General features: G+C 70.5%; 14 protein-coding genes and 1 pseudogene. 7 read left to right on the forward strand and 8 right to left on the reverse strand.

What is annotated here, in order from left to right:
* Positions 1-59 precede the first annotated feature (59 nt).
* Complete coding sequence (locus tag AC0ZLC_RS17070) at positions 60-698, forward strand: TetR/AcrR family transcriptional regulator (protein WP_476752806.1); 639 nt, start codon at positions 60-62, stop codon at positions 696-698.
* A gap of 305 nt (positions 699-1,003) precedes the next feature.
* Here the strand turns inward: AC0ZLC_RS17070 and AC0ZLC_RS17075 are convergent, their stop codons facing one another.
* Complete coding sequence (locus AC0ZLC_RS17075; RefSeq protein ID WP_476752807.1) at positions 1,004-2,050, reverse strand: zinc-binding dehydrogenase; 1,047 nt, start codon at positions 2,048-2,050, stop codon at positions 1,004-1,006.
* A 134-nt stretch (positions 2,051-2,184) separates the two neighbouring features.
* Positions 2,185-5,406, reverse strand: coding sequence for a bifunctional cytochrome P450/NADPH--P450 reductase (locus tag AC0ZLC_RS17080; RefSeq protein WP_476752808.1), 3,222 nt, complete (start codon positions 5,404-5,406; stop codon positions 2,185-2,187).
* Positions 5,407-5,579: 173 nt separating this feature from the next.
* Here AC0ZLC_RS17080 and AC0ZLC_RS17085 point away from each other — a divergent pair, with 173 nt between their 5' ends.
* Positions 5,580-6,209, forward strand: a complete 630-nt coding sequence (locus AC0ZLC_RS17085; protein ID WP_476752809.1) for a TetR/AcrR family transcriptional regulator — start codon at positions 5,580-5,582, stop codon at positions 6,207-6,209.
* A gap of 242 nt (positions 6,210-6,451) precedes the next feature.
* Here AC0ZLC_RS17085 and AC0ZLC_RS17090 read toward each other — a convergent pair.
* Positions 6,452-6,806: pseudogene (locus AC0ZLC_RS17090) on the reverse strand (GNAT family N-acetyltransferase).
* Positions 6,807-6,927: 121 nt separating this feature from the next.
* Here AC0ZLC_RS17090 and AC0ZLC_RS17095 point away from each other — a divergent pair.
* A complete protein-coding gene (locus tag AC0ZLC_RS17095; protein WP_476752810.1) occupies positions 6,928-7,782 on the forward strand; it encodes a glycoside hydrolase family 16 protein in 855 nt (284 codons plus the stop codon).
* Between the two features lie 107 nt (positions 7,783-7,889).
* On the opposite strand, the gene AC0ZLC_RS17100 is transcribed toward AC0ZLC_RS17095, so the two are convergent.
* From AC0ZLC_RS17100 to AC0ZLC_RS17115, 4 genes are all read right to left on the reverse strand, one after another.
* Positions 7,890-9,248: a GH1 family beta-glucosidase gene (locus AC0ZLC_RS17100; protein WP_476752811.1), complete on the reverse strand. Its 1,359-nt coding sequence runs from the start codon at positions 9,246-9,248 to the stop codon at positions 7,890-7,892.
* 29 nt (positions 9,249-9,277) lie between these two features.
* Entirely contained in the window at positions 9,278-10,150 is an 873-nt protein-coding gene (locus tag AC0ZLC_RS17105; protein ID WP_476752812.1) for a carbohydrate ABC transporter permease, read from the reverse strand.
* Positions 10,143-11,138: a carbohydrate ABC transporter permease gene (locus AC0ZLC_RS17110; protein WP_476752813.1), complete on the reverse strand. Its 996-nt coding sequence runs from the start codon at positions 11,136-11,138 to the stop codon at positions 10,143-10,145. Before AC0ZLC_RS17110 ends, AC0ZLC_RS17105 begins: the two co-directional genes overlap by 8 nt.
* 75 nt (positions 11,139-11,213) lie before the next feature.
* Complete coding sequence (locus AC0ZLC_RS17115) at positions 11,214-12,533, reverse strand: ABC transporter substrate-binding protein (RefSeq protein ID WP_476752814.1); 1,320 nt, start codon at positions 12,531-12,533, stop codon at positions 11,214-11,216.
* Positions 12,534-12,708: 175 nt separating this feature from the next.
* On the opposite strand from AC0ZLC_RS17115, the gene AC0ZLC_RS17120 reads away from it, so the two are divergent.
* The 3 genes from AC0ZLC_RS17120 (at position 12,709) to AC0ZLC_RS17130 (ending at position 14,727) form a co-directional block, all read left to right on the forward strand.
* Entirely contained in the window at positions 12,709-13,998 is a 1,290-nt protein-coding gene (locus AC0ZLC_RS17120; protein WP_476752815.1) for an ROK family transcriptional regulator, read from the forward strand.
* Positions 13,999-14,224: 226 nt separating this feature from the next.
* A complete protein-coding gene (locus tag AC0ZLC_RS17125) occupies positions 14,225-14,476 on the forward strand; it encodes a hypothetical protein (RefSeq protein WP_358852059.1) in 252 nt (83 codons plus the stop codon).
* A 20-nt stretch (positions 14,477-14,496) separates the two neighbouring features.
* Positions 14,497-14,727, forward strand: a complete 231-nt coding sequence (locus AC0ZLC_RS17130) for a hypothetical protein (protein ID WP_476752816.1) — start codon at positions 14,497-14,499, stop codon at positions 14,725-14,727.
* A gap of 12 nt (positions 14,728-14,739) precedes the next feature.
* On the opposite strand, the gene AC0ZLC_RS17135 is transcribed toward AC0ZLC_RS17130, so the two are convergent.
* On the reverse strand, positions 14,740-15,699 hold the full coding sequence (locus tag AC0ZLC_RS17135) for an SDR family NAD(P)-dependent oxidoreductase (protein WP_476752817.1): 960 nt from the start codon (positions 15,697-15,699) through the stop codon (positions 14,740-14,742).
* 597 nt (positions 15,700-16,296) lie between these two features.
* Between AC0ZLC_RS17135 and AC0ZLC_RS17140 the strand changes: the two genes are divergently transcribed.
* A complete protein-coding gene (locus AC0ZLC_RS17140) occupies positions 16,297-17,316 on the forward strand; it encodes a hypothetical protein (protein ID WP_476752896.1) in 1,020 nt (339 codons plus the stop codon).
* The last annotated feature ends 84 nt before the right edge of the window (positions 17,317-17,400 follow it).

Consider the following 17,400-nt stretch of genomic DNA (forward strand, 5'->3'; position numbering starts at 1 on the left):
AAATCTGATGCTTTCATCAGTAATGGCAGACTCATCGTGGTGCTTGTTACACTCGCCGTATGTCGACGTCGTCAGCCCCGCCCAAGAACCGCTTCGAGCGGCGCCGCGCCGAGACCCGGCAGGCGTTCGTTCGTGCGGCCCGGCAGATCCTCGCGGAGACCGGCGACACCAGCGTCAGCATTCAGGCCATCGCCGAGCGCGCGGACGTGGGTTTCGGCTCGTTCTACAACCACTTCGAGTCCAAGGCGGAGCTGTTCGACGCCGCCGTGATGGACGCGTTGGAGGAGTTCGGTCGAGCCATCGACGACCGCGTACAAGGAATCGACGACCCGGCTGAGCTCGTCGCCGTGGGCTTCCGGCTCACCGCCCGCATGGCCGACTCCCACCCCGAACTCATGCGGATCCTGCGTGACCGCGGTCTGGCCCACATCCACTCCGACCGCGGACTCGCCCCGCGAGCCCTGCGCGACGTGGAGAACGGCATCGCCTCGGGCCGCTTCACCTGCCGCAACTCGACCACCGGCCTGTCCGCCTTGGGCGGGACCCTGCTGTCCCTCGTGGCGCTGCGGCTGGCCCGGCCCGACCTCGACGGCGACGAGACCGCCTCGGACCTGGCCGAGATGGTCCTGCGCATGCTCGGCGTCCTGCCGGACGACGCCCACGAGGTGACCCGGCGGCCGCTGCCCGACCTCGGTTGACCCGGAGCACCGGCTGCGCCAGGCCCCGTGGACACCTGACAGCCCTGGGCGCCACCCCGTCCGCCGGTGGCCGCGCGGCCCTCGTCCTCGACCACGACCAGCCGGGGACACCGGACTCGTCCCGGACGCCGCGCAGCCAGACGCAGCCGGCTGAGGCTCCGCGCCCTGCCCGGCTTCACCTGCCCCGGAGTCCGGTATGCCGCGGACCCGGAGACCGGGGGAGCCGCGGGCGCCGGTGCTCCCTCGGGCACTGGCGCCCGCTCACCCCTGCCCGAGGTGGTCCTGATGCATTTCCTGTTCAGTTGTCAGGGGACGAGGATGAGGCGGATCGGATCGCCGATCTTGTTCTCCAGCCGGTTGACCGCGTCGGCCGCCTCGGCGAGCGGGATGTGGTCGGTGATGGAGGGGGCCAGGTCGAGACGGCCCACTTCGGCCAGCCGGACCAGCTCGGTGACGGACTCGGGGCTGCCGCCGTAGTGGCCGCGCACCTGCTTGCCCATGTAGTTGAAGAGCATGCCCTCGCTGATGATGAGAGGCCTGGGCGTGATGCCGACCAGGATGAGGACACCGCCCAGGCCGAGTGCGGCGGCGGCCTGCTCGCGGACGGTGGGCACGCCTGCGCAGTCGAAAGCGAAGTCGAGACCTCGGCCGGCGGTGGCCGCGCGGACCTGGTCGGCGAAGTCGGGGGCGGCCGGGTCGAGGGCGAGGTCCGCGCCGAAGGCCAGGGCACGCTCGCGGGCGCCGGGCAGGGGATCGACTGCGATGATCGGCGCGGCGCCGGCCAAGCGGGCGATGCGGACGTTGTGGGCGCCGACTCCGCCCACGCCCCAGATGCCGACGGACTGGGCGGGGCGTACGCCCGCGGTGGTGACGACGGCGGCGTAGGGGGTGGAGACCGCGTCGGGAATGATCGCGGCCTGGTCGAAGGGGAGGTTGCCGGGGATGGGGATGAGGGTGTCCTCGGGGGTGACCATGTACTGGGCCCAGCCGCCGTCGTAGTCGATGCCGGCGGTGCGCATCTGGCTGCAGGGGCGGCGGCGTGCGCAGTCGGCGCACTGGCCGCAGGTCTTGCCGGCCTCCAGGGTGACGCGGGTGCCGACGGTCAGGCCGCGCCTGAGGTCGGGGCCGAGGGTGTGGATCACACCGGAGACCTCGTGTCCGACGGTGACCACGTCGGATGTGGCGAACAGCGGAACGAGGGAGCCGTCGATCAGGTGGATGTCCGAGAGGCAGACGCCGGCGGCCTTGACCTCGATGAGGACCTCGCCCGGGCCGGGCACGGGGACGGGAACCTCCTCCACGGCGAACTTCTTGCTGTCCAGGTGGAAGCGTCCGGCGAGCATGGTGTCCATGGTGCTCTGCTTTCTGTGGGCGGCACTCCCGGCCGGTTCGGGCCGATGGGTGCCGTGTGGTGCTCGTGTTGGGGGAATGGCGGCCGGGAGGGTGCGGGGTGTCAGGACCGTCGCACCCTCCCGGCGTCTGGGGGTCAGGCGAAGACGTCCTGCTGGTAGCGCTCGTCGGCTTCGAGCTGCGCGAGCCACTGCTGGGCGGCTTGGTCGTCGCCGCCGGTGTGCTTCCGGTAGATGGCGGCGAGCGCCTCGCGCACGGCGGGTGCCATGCGGCGGCCGTCACCGCAGACGTAGACGTACGCCCCGTCTTCGACGGCCTGCCACACGGTGTCGGCGGCGTTGGCGATGGCGTTCTGGACGAACCGCGCCGGGTGGCCGGTCACCGCCGAGTAGGCGGTGTGCACCTGCGCGATCCCTGACTGCTCCCAGGCCCGCATCTCCTGGCCGTAGAAGTAGTCGTGCTCCGGGTGGCGGCAGCCGACGAAGACCTGCGACAGGCCCACCTTGATGCCGTTCTCCTGCTGCGAGGCGCGTTCCTCCAGGAATCCGCGCAGCGGCGCGATGCCGGTGCCCGGACCGATGAGGACCAGCGGGGTGGCCGGGTCGGCCGGCGGAGCGAAGGCCGGGGAGGGCACGCGCACGTAGCCGTAGAAGACGTCTCCGGGCTCGAGCCCGCCGATGTAGGACGAGCAGGTGCCGCGGTACTGGCCGTCACCGGACAGGGCCGGACCCTCCAGCAGGCCCACGGTCAGGCGCACGTGGCGCGGCTTGGCCAGCGGAGCGGAGGAGATGGAGTAGAACCGCGGGCGGATCGGGCCCATCATGTCCAGGAAGACCGCCAGCGGCAGCTCGACCGCCGGGAAGCGCTCCAGCAGGCCCAGTACGGAGATGCGCTTGTTGAGGATTTCCTTCTGGTAGCGCTCCTTGGCCTCTCCGGTGTCGGCCGTGTACGCCTCCAGCTGGGGCCGGGTCCACGGGCACGTGGTGTGTTCGGCCAGGGTCTGGATCTGGGAGCGGGCGGCGATGTCCTGCAGTTCCAGGAACTCGGTGAGCAGCAGGCCGGCCGTGACGGGCGTCCCGACCGGCAGGTGGGTGCGCCCGCCTAGGGGCTGGTCGAGCCGAAGTACCTGGTCGCGGTCGATGCCGAGCCGCGCCAGGGTGCGGTCGACCAGGGCGGGTTCGTTCTTGGCGAAGACGGCCAGGTGATTGCCGGTGTCGTAGGTGACACCGTCGGGGAGTTCGATGGTGATGGACTTCGCGGACGGGCGCGGCGGCTCGATGCTGAAGTCCCAAAGGCCGGTGGCGTCGGCCACGAGTTCCTCGTTGGTCACGACCGTGAGGGGGTAGGCCTGGTCGGAGACGATCGCCGGGCGCACGTCGGCCTCGGTGAGCAGCTGGACTTGAAGGCGCGGTCCACTCGCCTCGGAGGTGTCGGCGGCGTACGCCTCGGCCAGGGTGGCCCACAAGGTGTCCATCCAGCGGGAGGCCATGCCGTCGAAGTCACCGGCCGCATCCGCGATGCCGCGCTCGATGACGGGGGTGGCGCCGGCGGCCAGCAGGCCTTCCTCGATCCGCTTGGGGAAGCCCTGGTAGGTGGCCACCCACTGGGTGTTGCCGGCACCCAGCAGTGCGAACCGCACGTCCTCCAGTGAGCCCTCCGGGAGTCCGGCGGCGAGCAGGTCGTCGAAACGCTGCGCGTTGTCCGGGGCCCTGCCGTTGTAGCTGGAGGCCACGACCACGAGCAGGCCCTCGGTGGGCAGGTTGTCGCCCAGCTCGTCCAGGCCGACCAAGGTGGTGCCGAATCCGGAGCGCTCGCTGCGGTCGGCGATGGTGCGCGCCAGGTCCTCGCACGAGCCCAGGCTGGAGCCGTAGGCGACGGTCAGATTCACACCCAGACCGCTGACCGCGGCCTGAGCCTGCGTGTCATCGGTCTGCAGGTCCACCGCGCCGAACACGGTGCGCTGGTGCTCCTGACGGCGACGGACGACCAGCTCGAAGTTGCCGGGCTTGCGGGTCAGTGCCTCCTTGGCGTCCATCCTGTAGTCGGTGGGGTCGGCGAACTTGAACTTCTGCAGCACCAGTGCGAGGGCCAGACGGGCCTCGGTGAGCGCGAACTGCCGGCCGATGCAGGCACGCACGCCGTTACCGAACGGCTTGTAGGCGTGCGGGTGCTGGTTGCCCCGGTTCTCCGGCAGCCACCGGTCGATGTCGAACTCGTCGGGCCGGTCCCACGCTTTGGGATGAGTGTGCAGCGGGCCCATCAGCAAGTTGACCCGCGTTCCCTTCTTCAGCTCGTATCGGCCGCCGATGACGGTGTCCCGCGACGGGGCCTTGCCGAAGGCCGGGATGGGGGCCCACAGCCGCAGGGTCTCCTCCAGGATCCGCGGGATGACGTCCAGCTTCATGATCGTGTCGTAGTCCGGGACCGTGTCGCCCGGCAGCAGCCGGTCCACCTCGGCGTAGGCCTGGGCCAGGATGTGCGGGTTGCGCATCAGCGAGTAGGTGGCGAACGACAGAAGACCACTGGTGGTCTCGTGGCCGGCGATCAGGAACGTCAGCACCTGGTCACGGACGTTGTCGTCCTCCAGCACCCTGCCGGTCTCCGGGTCGGTGGCCTCCAGCATCAGACCCAGCAGGTCGTCCTCACCGCCGCCCTTCCCCTCACGGCGCTCCTTGATCACGCTCTCGACCAGGTCCTGCATCTGCTGGATGTTCCCGCGGTACTTCTTGTCGTCCGCCTTGCGCATCCTGGTCATCATCGGCAGCTCCTGCGAGCGCCGCATCGACTCGATCAGGGACTCCAGCAGCGCGTGGAGGAAGGGGTGCAGCTCCTCCTTGTCGAAGGACTGGAACCGGTAACCGAACCCGGACAGGGCGATGGTGTCCAGGGTCAGCCGGGTGTAGTCGTCCGTGATGTTGACCGGCTCGCCCTCTCTCTGCTCCCACTTGCCCGCCAGGTTCTGGGCGATCTCCAGCATCTGCCCGTAGTAGGCCTTCATGGCCCGCTGGCTGAAGGCCGGGAGGAGGACACGGTGCGCCATGCCCCACTCCTCTTCGTGCTGGTGAGCCGTGAACAGACCCGCCCCCGCGAAGTCCCGGACATGGGCCAGCGGCGTCTTCTCGATCTGCTTGAAGAACCGTGTCTCATCACAGACCTCGGCCACCAGGTCCGGGTCGTAGACGAAGACCTGCTCGATGCCGGCGATGCTCATCCCGTAGATGCCCTCGGGGAACTGCTCGGACAGCTCACCGAAGTAGGCGACCGGGTTGGTGGCGGGGATCTGCGGCGTGTGGCCGAGCAGAGGGACCCCCCGCGGAGACCGGATGGGACGCAGATCGGTCACGGGTTGCGTGTCCATGGATTGCTCCTTCGTGCGGAGAGAGGGAGGGGGCGAGGGCACTGTGCGGCGCGGGGAAGGCCGCCGACCGGCAGGGATCCTCATTTCCATACGCCGTATGGAACTTCCTCAGTGATACCATACGCCGTATGGAAACTCCAAGGAAGGCTCCCCGGGGGACGAGGAAGAGGGACGTGCCGCTCACCACGGACGGCATCCACGCCATGGCGCTGCGCCTCATCGACGCCGATGGGGTCGAGGCGCTGACCATGCGCAAACTTGCGACCGCATTGGATGCGAACCCGATGTCGCTGTACCACCACGTGCCGAACAAGGACGCCGTGCTCCGCGGCGTGGCGAGAACGGTCGGCGCCCAGTTCCGCACCGCGACCCGGGAAGGCGCCACATGGCAGGACCGTTTCCGCCAACTCGCCGAAGACTTCCGCAGGCTGGCACACCGTCATCCCGAACTCATGACCTACTCGTTCGGGCGGCCGGACTTCATTGAGTCTGAGGACCCTTTCTGGGTCGGGCTCACCGCCGCGCTGGAGGATGCGGGCGTACCGCAGGAGGAGGTCCCGCAGGTGGCCGCTCCTGTCGGCGCTGCCGTACTCGGCGTGGTGATCGCCGAAATCAGTGGGGCGCTTCAGCGGTGGTCAGCATTCCTGCCGGTTCCCACCGCTACCGGCGGTGGCGAGCGCCCGGATACAGGCCGTCCTGATGGCAGCCGGATGTTCGATCTGGCGCTGTCGCTGATCATCACGGGACTGGAGAGTCGGCTCACAGCCGAACCCGTCGGCCGGGACGCCGGCGAGAACTGGTGAGCCCGGTGCACTTCCAAGCCGTCGAGGTGCCTCCGGCGAGTGGTGGCGACGACCCCACCGATCGCGAGACGGAGCCGCGCCGAGCTGTAACCGGCTGCGGGTGCACGGACAGAGGCGCTTCGGCAAGGGAGGGAGCACGTCTGCGGGTGCGGCGTCCGAGCATGCAGGGAGGCCGCGGCGCAGCCGGTTGACTGCGGATCGGGAGTGAGGCATCTACGAGGCTGTCCTGACCCTGGAGCTGCTTACGCCTTCGGGCCCGGCTTCCACTCCTGGACGAGGAGTCCGAGCAGCACCTCGTCCAGGAACTCGCCCATCACCCAGACCGATGTGCGCGGAACGGCTGTGATTGTCGATCCCCCACGGCACCGCGGTGCCGACCAGCGTGCCGCCGTCCCGCTCCACCACGGAGAACGGGACGATTTGGTGGTCCTTGTCGTCCACCAGGAGCCGCGAATCCTTCGAGCCGGGCGTTATCGGCCGCCACGGCCGGCCGTCGGACCGCGAGTGGGTGACCACGTCGTCGTAGAGCCCGGCCCGCAGGATCGGGATGTCGTTTTCGTGCCGGGCCCTCAGCCCGATCTTGTCGCCCCTCAGCATGCGGGATTCCCATCCGACGGGACTCTTCGGCGGCAAGCCGATCAACGGTGCGTACGGGCGTTCGGACCGGTGAGCGATACCCTGCTCACCGCTTTCGGCGCGACCTTTCAGGAGCAGCTCGATGAACCGACGTACCCGCCTGGCACTCGTGCTGGCGCTGGGCGGACTGCTGGCCGGGTGCGGCTCCGCTCCCGGCAGGCACTCCTCCTCGGCGGGGGAAAAACCCTTCTGGCAGGCCGAGTTCGACGGAGCGGCGGCCTCCCGTCCGTCGGAAAGGTCCTGGAACACCGAAACCGGCAACCGGGACGCCGAGGGGTGGGGCAACAACGAACTGCAGTACTACACGGACGACGCGGACAATTCCGCTCTCGATGGCTCGGGTCACCTGCTGATCTCGGCGCGACCGGCTCCGGGCGGGGCCGAACTGCCTTGCTACACAAGGAAGTTCTGCACCTGGACATCGGCCCGTCTGACCACCGAGGGCAAGGTCGCCCTCACCCGCGGACGTGTGGAGATCCGCGCGAAGATACCCACCGGCACGGGGCTGCTGCCGGCGATCTGGATGCTGGGCAACAACGGAATCGAGTGGCCCGGACAGGGCGAGATCGACATCTGCGAGGTGGTCGGCGGGGAACCGCGGACCGTGTACGGCACTGCGCACGGGCCGACCTACTTCAACGAGAAGGGGATCGGCGGTTCCACCACCCTTCCGGCCGACGCCTCACGGGCCTTCCACACCTATGCCGTCGACAAGCAGTTGCGTCGCATCACCTGGTCCGTGGACGGAAAGCCGTACTTCACCCTGACCCCGTCGAAGCTGCCCTCACCACGCGACTGGGTCTTCGAACAGGACATGCACCTGCTGCTCAACGTCGCCGTCGGAGGCGACTGGCCCGGCCCGCCCGACACCTCTACGCCGGCCCCCGCGACGATGACGGTCGACTACGTGCGCTTCTACGGAACGGGCAGTGCGTGACGGCTCCGGGGTGACGTCGTCGGGCACCCGCACGTCGGTTCGGTCCGCAGGGGTCAGCTGCGGTCGCCGGCCCCCGTGCGTGCGCGGGCCGGCGACCGCCGTCGGTACTACGCCGCGTTCCTCCGCCGGCCCCCGTGGGCGCGGATGATGTCCGCGTACCGGTGCCCGCTGCCCTTCACCGTGCGCTTCTGGGTCTTGTAGTCGACGTGCACGAGTCCGAAACGCTTGTCGTAGCCGTACGCCCACTCGAAGTTGTCGAGGAGGGACCAGGCGAAGTACCCGGCCAGGGGCACGCCCCGGCGGGCCGCCGAGGCGCAGGCCGCGAGGTGCTGCTCCAGGTACTCCGCGCGCTCCGGGTCGTGCACGGTCCCGTCGGGCCGTACGACGTCCGGGTAGGCGGAGCCGTTCTCGGTCACGTACAGCTTGCGGGCGCCGTACTCGTTCGTGAGCCGGAGCAGCAGGCTCTCGATGCCCCCGGCGTCGATCTCCCAGTCCATGGCGGTGCGGCGGACACCGAGCCTGCGGACCGTGCGGACGCGCGGCGCGGGCCCGGCCGGGTCGTCGGCGACCGCGGACGGGAAGTAGTAGTTCAGGCCCAGCCAGTCCAGCGGCTGCGCCATGGTCTCCAGGTCGCCCTGCTGCTCGGGGAGTTCCACCCCGTACACCTCGCGCATGTCCGCGGGGAAACCGCGGCCGTGGACCGGGTCCAGCCACCAGCGGTTGGTGTGCCCGTCCAGCCGGTGGGCCGCGGCGACGTCCTCGGGGCGGTCGGTGGCGGGTTCGACGCTGGAGAGGTTGTTGACGATGCCGACCTGGGCCCCCGGGGCCGCCGCGCGGACCGCCTGGGTGGCGAGCCCGTGGCCGAGGAGCAGGTGGTACGAGGCGCGCACCGCCGCCGTCAGATCGGTCCAGCCCGGCGCCATCCGGCCCTCCAGGTGGCCGATCCACGCCGAGCACAGCGGCTCGTTGAGCGTGGTCCAGTGCCGGACGCGGTCGCCCAGCCGCTCCGCGACGACCGACGCGTACGAGGCGAAGTGGTACGCGGTGTCCCGCTCCGGCCAGCCGCCGCGGTCCTGGAGCACCTGCGGCAGATCCCAGTGGTAGAGGGTGACGGACGGCGTGATGCCCGCCTCCAGCAGGGCGTCGATCAGTCCGTCGTAGAAGTCCAGCCCCCTCGCGTTCACCGGGCCGTCGCCGCCCGGCACGACGCGCGGCCAGGCGATCGACAACCGGTAGGCGTTGGTGCCCAGTTGCCGCATCAGCCCGATGTCCTCGCGCCAGCGGTGGTAGTGGTCGCAGGCCCGGTCCCCGTCGTCGCCGTTGTCGATCCTGCCGGGGGTGTGCGAGAAGGTGTCCCAGATCGAGGGGGAGCGGCCGTCCTCGGCGACGGCGCCCTCGATCTGGTAGGCCGACGTGGCCGTGCCCCACAGGAAGTCGTCGGGAAGGGCGGCGAGATCGATGGTCACGGAAGTCCTTTCGGGAGGGGAGGAGCCGGTCACTTGACGGCTCCCGCGGTGAGCCCGGCGACGAGGTAGCGCTGCAGGAGCAGGAACCCGGCGACCACGGGGACGCTGACGACGAGGGAGGCGGCCATGACCTGGTTCCAGTACACGTCGTTCTGGGTGGCGTAGCCCTGGAGGCCGACGGCGAGGGTACGGGTGGTGTCGCTGGTCATGACCGACGCGAAGAGCACCTCGCCCCAGGCGGTCATGAAGGCGTACACGGCGACCGCGACGATTCCCGGGATCGCCGCCGGCACCACCACCCGGAACAGCGCGCCGAGCGGCCCGCAGCCGTCCACCGTCGCCGCCTCGTCCAGATCGCGCGGCACCGAGTCGAAGTATCCGATCAGCATCCAGATCGAGAACGGCAGGGAGAAGGTGAGGTACGTGAGGATCAGCCCGCCGCGGGAGCCGAACAGGGCGATGCCGGTGGCGTTGCCGATGTTCACGTACAGCAGGAAGAGCGGCAGCAGGAACAGGATGCCGGGGAACATCTGCGTGGACAGCACGGTGACGGTGAAGAGGCGCTTGCCGCGGAAGCGGTAGCGGCTGACGGCGTACGCCGCGAAGACCGCGATCACCACCGAGCAGACCGTCGCCGCGCCGGCCACGATCAGCGAGTTCACGAAGTACTTCGCCAGCGGGACCGTCGACCAGATGTCGATGTACGGCCGGACGGTGAGCCCGCTCGGCACCCAGCGGAACTTCCCCGACACGTCCTCCAGCGGCTTCAGGGAGCTGGAGAGCATGACGTACACCGGCAGCAGGACGAAGCCGGTGAGCAGGGTGAGGAAGATCCGGCGCGACCAGAGGAAGGAGCGCGGGGCCGCCATCGGCGACCTGGCCGCGCGGGCGGTGTCAGACATCGGCGGTCTTCCTTCCCCGGGAGGTCAGCACGAGGTAGACGGCCGTCACGACGAGCAGGAAGAGCAGCAGCAGCACGGACATCGCCGATCCGGTGCCGAAGTTCCACGTCACGAACGACGACTGGTAGATGTGGATCGAGATGAGGTCCGCGGCCTCCGGTGCCGCCTTGCCGAACAGCACGTAGGGCGTGTTGAAGTCGTTGAACGTCCACAGGAACAGCACCAGGACGAGTACCTGGTTGACCGGCCGCAGTGACGGCAGTGTGATCCGGCGGATCTGCTGCCAGATCCCGGCGCCGTCGATCGCCGCGGCCTCGTACAGCTCCTTGGGGATGTTCTGCAGGCCCGCCATCACGATGAGGAAGGCGAACGGCCAGCCCTTCCACACCGAGACGACGAGCAGCGCGTAGAAGCTGTTGTCACCGATCAGCCAGAAGGAGGGCTTGTCGGTGAGTCCGAGCTGGTCGTGCAGCACGTGGTTCACCAGGCCGTTGTCGTGCTGGAACATGAACGCCCAGGTGATGGTGGCCGCGTAGACGGGAAGGGCGTACGGGATCAGGAAGATCGCCCGCAGCAGCCCGCGTCCGCGGAACGTCTCCTGGAGGTACACCGCGGCGGTCGTGCCGATCAGCCAGCACAGGCCCACGGACAGCACCGTGAACGCGCACGTCACCCAGAACGAGTGGAGCAGCGACTGCCCGATGGGCGCGTCGAAGTCCACCGACAGGCGGTAGTTGTCCACGCCCGACCAGGGTGCCGTGCCCCAGTCGCGGATGTAGAACTGGGTGAGCTCCTTGAAGCTCATGAGGATGCCGATCACCATCGGCACCAGGTGGACCAGGAGTTCGAGCAGCAGCGCGGGGAGCAGCAGCAGGTACGGGAGCCCGATGCGGCGGATCCGCCCGGTGCGGCGCGGGCCGCGCGCCGCACCGGGGGAGTCCTTGCGTACCGCCCGCTCCCCGGCTTCGGGGGCAGCGGTCACGGTCATGGGGCACTCGTTTCGGCAGTCGTGGTCACGGAGGGCGTCCTCGTACCCCCGTCGGGAGTGGCGGTCATCGGGTGCTCACTTCTTCGGCATCTGCTGCTGTGCCTTGGCGAGTTTGGCCTTCACCGAGGCGGTGGTCACCGCGCGCCCTCCGGCCGCGTCCGCGAAGAGCTCCTTCACGGCCGTGCCCACCGCCGTCTCGAACTGCGACTCGTCGGCGACCTGCGGCAGCGGCGCCGCGCTCTTGGCGAGGGTGTCCTTGATGACCGCGAGGGCCGGGGAGTTGAACGCCGGGTCCGCCTGCGCCGCCTTGACCGGCGGGATGGAGCCGTAGGTCTTGTTGAGGATCTTCTGCTCGCCGTCGCTGGTCATGAACTTCACGAACTTGGTGGCGCCGTCGATGTTCTTGGTGTTCTTGAAGACGGCCATGTTGATGCCCGCCACCATGGAGTTGGTGGCCGTCCCGGTCCCCGGGGTGCCCGACCGGACCGGTACCGGCGCGACGCCCCACTCGTCGTCGCTCATGCCGTGCGCCTTGAAGGTGGCCGAGGCGGTCTGCCACAGCACCATCGCCGTCTTGTCCTTGGCGAAGTCCTGGAGCGACTGGTTCTGCGCGTACTCGGCGTTGCCGGGCGCGACGACCTTGTCCTTCGCCATCAGGTCGACGTACTGCTTGACGGCCGCGACGGCGCCGTCGGAGGTGAAGTCGGGCTTGCCGTCGGCGTCGAAGAAGTCGGCACCGTGCTGTTTGGCGAGGACGAAGACCTGGTGGATGTTGTTGGAGAGGTTCGAACCCTCGGCGCCCAGCGCCCACTTCTCGTCCTTGGAGATCTTCCTGCCGTCGGTGACGAGCTCGTCCCAGGTCGCGGGCGGCTTGGAGATTCCCGCGTCGGCGAACATCTTCTTGTTGTAGTAGAGGGCGTACGCCATCGAGTACAGCGGCACCGCGGCCGGGTCGGCGGAGGACGCGCCGGCCGAGCCGAGCGCCGACTCCACGAAGCGGTCCCTGCCGCCGATCTTGTCGAAGTTCCTGTCGTCCCAGGGCAGCAGCGCACCCGTCGCCTGGAGCGAGGCGGACCAGGTGTTGCCTATGTTGAGCACGTCCGGGCCCTGGCCCGAGGTCGTCGCCGCGAGGATCCGGTTGAGCAGATCGGACCAGGGGACCACCTCCAGCTTCACCTTGATCCCGGTCTGCTTCTCGAACTTCTTCAGCTCGGGCGTGAGAATCTTCTTGTCCGCCTCCACGCTGGGCCCCTGGTTGGATGCCCAGTAGGTGAGCGTCTTCGGCGAGTCGTTGGACCCGCCCCCGCCCGTCGACGAGCCGCCGCCACAGGCGGTCACGGCGGTCAGCATGGAGACGGTGACCGCACCGGCGGCCGCGGCTCGGAATCTGCGCATGGCTCTGGTGTCCCTTTCCGGAGAACCAGCCGGGGGAGGGTCCGGGCACAACGCGTTCACTTCCCGAACGCCCCTCACGGCTTAATTTACGACGTGAGTTAAGACCGGGAAGAAAGTCGCGTCAAGGGATCGCGCAGGGGTATCTTGCAGGTCGGGCGGACCGGAAGGGACCCACATGGCGGGGCGGAACGGGCGAACAGTGCGTGACCTGCGGCGGGGCAATCGCACCGCCGTGCTGCAACGGTTGTATTTCGACGGGCCGATGAGCCGTTACGAACTGGGGCCGGCCACCGGACTGAGTTCCGGTTCCATCAGCAACGTGGTCGCGGAGCTCCTCGCCGACGGCCTCGTCGAGGAGGCCGGCAGCGTCGACTCCGACGGCGGCCGCCCGCGCACCCTGCTGCGCGTCGCACCCGCCAGCGGCCACATGATCGGCGTGGACGTCGGGGAGACCCGGGTACGCGTCGAGCTCTTCGACCTCACCCTCACCGAACTCGCCCGCACCGAGAGACCGCTGGAGCAGCAGGGCTACGACGTCGACGTCATCGTCGGCCACATCTGCGACGGCATCGCCGAGGTCCTCGCCGCGGCGGACATCGCGCCCGAACGCCTCCTCGGCGTCGGCATCGGCGTCCCCGGGATCGTCGCCCGCACCGCCGAGCGCGGCGCGGTGGTCCACGGCCAGACCATCGGCTGGGACGCCGTCCCGATCGAGTCCCTGCTCCGCTCGGCCTGCCGGCTGCCCGACAGCGTCCCGTACTTCACGGACAACGGCGCCAAGACCCTGGGCCAGGCCGAGATGTGGTTCGGCGCCGGGCGCGGCGCCCGCAACGCCGCCGTCGTCCTCTTCGGTTCCGGCGTCGGCGCCTGCCTGGTGACCGAGGAGGTGGAGCACGGCCGCGCCGTGGAGTGGGGGCACCTGACCGTACGGGTCAGAGGGCGCCGCTGCCGCTGCGGCGCCCTGGGCTGCCTGGAGGCGTACGCGGGTGCCGAGGCGCTCCTCGACCGCTGGCGCGAGGAGGGCGGCCGGCCCCCCGAGGGCGTCGACGAGGAGACCGCCCTGACCGCGATGCTCGCCGCGGCCTACCCGGCCGACGGGACGGCGCCCGACCCCGTGGCGCTCGCCGTCCTGGAGGAGACCGCCGAGTATCTGGGCGCGGGCCTCTCCGACCTGATCAACCTCTTCCAGCCCGAACGCATCCTCATCGGCGGCTGGGCGGGCCTCCAGCTGGGCTCCCGCTTCCTGCCCGCCGTCCGGCGGTACGCGGCCTCCTACGCGCTGCGCTACCCCGCCCAGCACGTCACCATCGACCTCGGGCGGCTGGGACCCGACGCGGTCACGGTCGGGGCGGCCATCCTGCCGCTCGCCGACTTCTTCGCCCGGGGCGGACGGCGCGCCGAGACCGTACGGGAGGGGCGGTCACCCGCCTGGCGCACGGCGCTGGAGGAGCGGGCGCCGCACTGATCCGCTGCCGCGGGGCGGTACCGCACTCCTCCGCGGCGCCTCGGGTGCGGGCGCCGCACTGATCCGCGGCCACGGGCCGGGGGCCCCGGCTCATCCGCGGCCACGGCACGGGCCGGGGCCCCGGCTCATCCGCGGCAGCGGGTTTCGCCGGTGACTCCCGCGGTACCCGCGCGTGGCCCACGAGCGCGTGCGGCGAGTGCCGACCTGCCGAAGAATGGAGCGCGTTGTGACCGATCACCGGATGGAGGGTCCCGGCGAGCACGGCGATCCGATCCCGCGCGACCTGCCCGACCAGCAGGCCCACGAGGGGGAGGACGACGCCCTGGACATCACCCCGGCCTCCGGGGGCGGGGACGACGAGGACGAGTCGGACTCGGACGTGCCCGACACGGACGAGGCCGGGACCGGCAGACGGGGCGGCGACCGCTCGGACACCGTCCACCCCGAGGACCCCAACCCAGACGAGTCGTCCGCCTGACCCCCGACAGGGAGCAGCCAATGGGTGTGTCCGACCGGTTCCGCCGCCGGCCCGTCTACCGTCAGCTCACCGGCGAGGACCGCCTGGGCCGGGGCTCCGCCGCCACCTCCCCGCACACGGAGCAGCTCAGGCCGCGCACGGACACCGCCGACCTGGATGACCCGGTCCACGCGAACGGCGGCCACGGACCCCCCGCCACCCCCGCCGGTCGACTCGCCGCCCGCCTGCGGGCGTTCATCTCCCGCGGGTGAGGGGCCCGGCGCTCACGCGAACGCGTCGACCCCGGTCAGCTCCGCCGACAGGCGCCACAGGCGGGCGGCCTGCTCCGGGTCGCTCGCGTGGGCGCTCACGCCGGTCCGGGTGCCGTCCGCGGGAGCAGGCTCCGCGATGTCGCAGTCCTCGCAGTACACCCCGCCCATCCCGGCCAGCTGCGGCGAGGTCGCGGCCCACACCTGGGTGGCCGCGCCCTGCTCGGGCGTCTTGAAGCCCGCGGGGTTCAGCGGGGTGCCGTCCTCGTCGATCCAGCCGCGCTGGACCATCTCCTCCTTGGGAAGGTGCCGCTGGAGCGGGGTGAGGATCCCGCCGGGATGGAGTGAGAAGGCCCGTACGCCCGCGTCCCGGCCGAGCCGGTCGAGGTGCACGGCGAACAGGGCGTTCGCCGTCTTCGCCTGGCCGTACGCCTCCCACTTGTCGTAGCCGTGCCGCCAGTGCACGTCGTCCCAGCGGATCCCCGAGTAGTGGTGACCCGCGGAGGAGACGGACACCACGCGGGCGCCGCCCGGGGCGACGGCCGGCCACAGCCGGTTGACGAGGGCGTAGTGGCCGAGGTGGTTGGTCGCGAACTGCGCTTCCCAGCCGGGTCCCAACCGCGTCTGCGGGCAGGCCATGACCGCGGCGCTGCCGATGACGATGTCGAGGCCCCGGCCCGTGGCCAGGAACCGCTCGGCGAAGCCGCGCACGCTGTCGAGGTCGCCGAGGTCCAGCTCGTCCACCTCGACCCCGTCGAGGCCGGCCAGGGCCTCCTGGGCGACGGACACCCGCCGGGCGGGGACGACGACGCGGGCGCCCGCCTTCACGAGGGATCGTGTCGTCTCCAGGCCGAGCCCCGAGTAGCCGCCCGTCACGAGCGCGAGCTTCCCGGTGAGGTCGGTGCCGTGCAGGACGTCGTCGGCGGTGCTGCGGGCGCCGAAGCCCGAGCCGATCTTGTGCTGTGCAGTGCTCATGCCGGGCACGCTACGAATTGGAGAGCACTCGAAGTCAAGCGGACACGGCTGCCGGCTCTCCCCGCGGCGGCCCCGGGACGCAGAAAGCCCCGACCGGGACGGGGGAATCTCGGTCGGGGCGGTCCTGACGTGGGCGCGCATGGCGGTCGCCTCTCGGCGAGACGCTCCACAGGGCTTCAGCCGGACGATCGTCCCTGTGGGCAATAGGTGAGGCCCGGGGACACTGTCCCATCCGCACCCACGGTTGGTTCAACGGGTAACTACCGGTGGGTGTTCCCCGGAAGGGGGGAGTGGGCGGTGATCTGGGTCACGGGCCCGGGAGGCGGTGAACAAAGGCGAGTGAAGGGGCTCATATAGGCTGCTCGCTCCGCCTCTTGTCATCCGCACCGAGCTGGGGAGTCCCCTGTGTCCGTAGCGAGCGCCGCGCCCGGAACGGCCGTTCCGTCCACCGACGAGACGTCCGCCGAGGAGAACTTCTGGGACGCGGGAGCGCCGTCCGGGCAGGACGCCCCGTCCGCACAGGATGCACAGTCCGGCCGGGATGCCGCGTCCGGCCAGGAGGTCCCGGTGGACGAGCCGGCCGGGCCGGAGGAGCCGGTGGACGAGTCCGCCGCCCCGGACGGCCCGGTGGACCAGCGGGTGTCGCGGGACGCGCGGGAGTTCGGCGTCTACGCGCGGACCGGCGGCTGGGCGTTCGCACTGAAGGTGGCGCGCAGCGTGCGCCCCGGCGGGCAGTCGGCGGGGGAGACCCCCAAGATCTCCGCGCGGGAGTTCGCCGGACTGGCCGGATGCTCGGCCGAGCGGGTCATGCGCTACTACAAGGCATGGGACAAGGCTGCCGACGACGGTCTCGTCCCGCACTTCGAGGTGCTGGCCCCGGGGCAGGACGTCGACCTGCCGGACTCCGACGCCTGGCTGATGTACTACGCCTCCCGCTCGAGCGCCGCCTCGGAGCGCGGGACCGCCATCACCGCGGCGGCGGAGGCCGAGGGCATCCGGCCGACCAAGGCCCTGGAGGTCGCCGAGAACCCCACCGCGCTGCGGGCCGCGATCCTCGCCGACCCCTCCACCGCCCAGGCCGCGCGGTCGGCCCTCCTGGACCGGCTGAAGGAGGACCCGGCGCTCCAGACCGAGCTGGCCCGGGACATCGCGCGCACCGACGACCTGAAGAAGGCCGTCGCCACCGAGACCCGCGCCGCCGACCGGATCGGCTACGTCCGCCAGATCGTCGAGAACGGCCAGGTCAAGACGCCGGCCGGGCAGACCATCGACGCCCCCGCCGCACTGCGCGCGGAGGCCGAGCGACACCTGTCCCTCATCGACGAACTGGACGAGGACGAAGAGGCCGGACAGTGGGCCACCGAGGCCTACGACACCGTCAGGAGCCTCGTCGTCCAGACCGTCGAGGCCGACCCCGAGCTGCGGGTCCAGGAACGCCGTACGAAGTTCTACAGCAGCCTCCAGCGGGCGACGAAGGTCTTCGAGGAGCTGACCTTCGACGACGTCGAGGACATCGACGACATCTACGAGGACGACATGCTCCAGCGCCTGGAGGAGCTCCAGGCGGCCATCAGCACCTGCATCACGAACCTCCGCAGGGCGGCCCCGGCGTCCTGAGCCGACCGGCCGCGCGCCCTGAGCCGACCCGCCGCGCACGGCTTCGCCCCAGCGGGCACCGCCCCGGCGGAGGTGTCCGGCCGG

The sequence above is a fragment of the Streptomyces sp. GLSS-08 genome, from assembly GCF_056387915.1.

Bases quoted from the DNA above. Each gene is read 5' to 3' on its own strand.
- AC0ZLC_RS17070 (WP_476752806.1), top strand. From the start codon at position 60: ATGTCGACGTCGTCAGCCCCGCCCAAGAACCGCTTCGAGCGGCGCCGC.
- AC0ZLC_RS17075 (WP_476752807.1), bottom strand. From the start codon at position 2,050: ATGGACACCATGCTCGCCGGACGCTTCCACCTGGACAGCAAGAAGTTC.
- AC0ZLC_RS17080 (WP_476752808.1), bottom strand. From the start codon at position 5,406: ATGGACACGCAACCCGTGACCGATCTGCGTCCCATCCGGTCTCCGCGG.
- AC0ZLC_RS17095 (WP_476752810.1), top strand. From the start codon at position 6,928: ATGAACCGACGTACCCGCCTGGCACTCGTGCTGGCGCTGGGCGGACTG.
- AC0ZLC_RS17105 (WP_476752812.1), bottom strand. From the start codon at position 10,150: ATGTCTGACACCGCCCGCGCGGCCAGGTCGCCGATGGCGGCCCCGCGC.
- AC0ZLC_RS17110 (WP_476752813.1), bottom strand. From the start codon at position 11,138: ATGACCGTGACCGCTGCCCCCGAAGCCGGGGAGCGGGCGGTACGCAAG.
- AC0ZLC_RS17115 (WP_476752814.1), bottom strand. From the start codon at position 12,533: ATGCGCAGATTCCGAGCCGCGGCCGCCGGTGCGGTCACCGTCTCCATG.
- AC0ZLC_RS17120 (WP_476752815.1), top strand. From the start codon at position 12,709: ATGGCGGGGCGGAACGGGCGAACAGTGCGTGACCTGCGGCGGGGCAAT.
- AC0ZLC_RS17130 (WP_476752816.1), top strand. From the start codon at position 14,497: ATGGGTGTGTCCGACCGGTTCCGCCGCCGGCCCGTCTACCGTCAGCTC.
- AC0ZLC_RS17135 (WP_476752817.1), bottom strand. From the start codon at position 15,699: ATGAGCACTGCACAGCACAAGATCGGCTCGGGCTTCGGCGCCCGCAGC.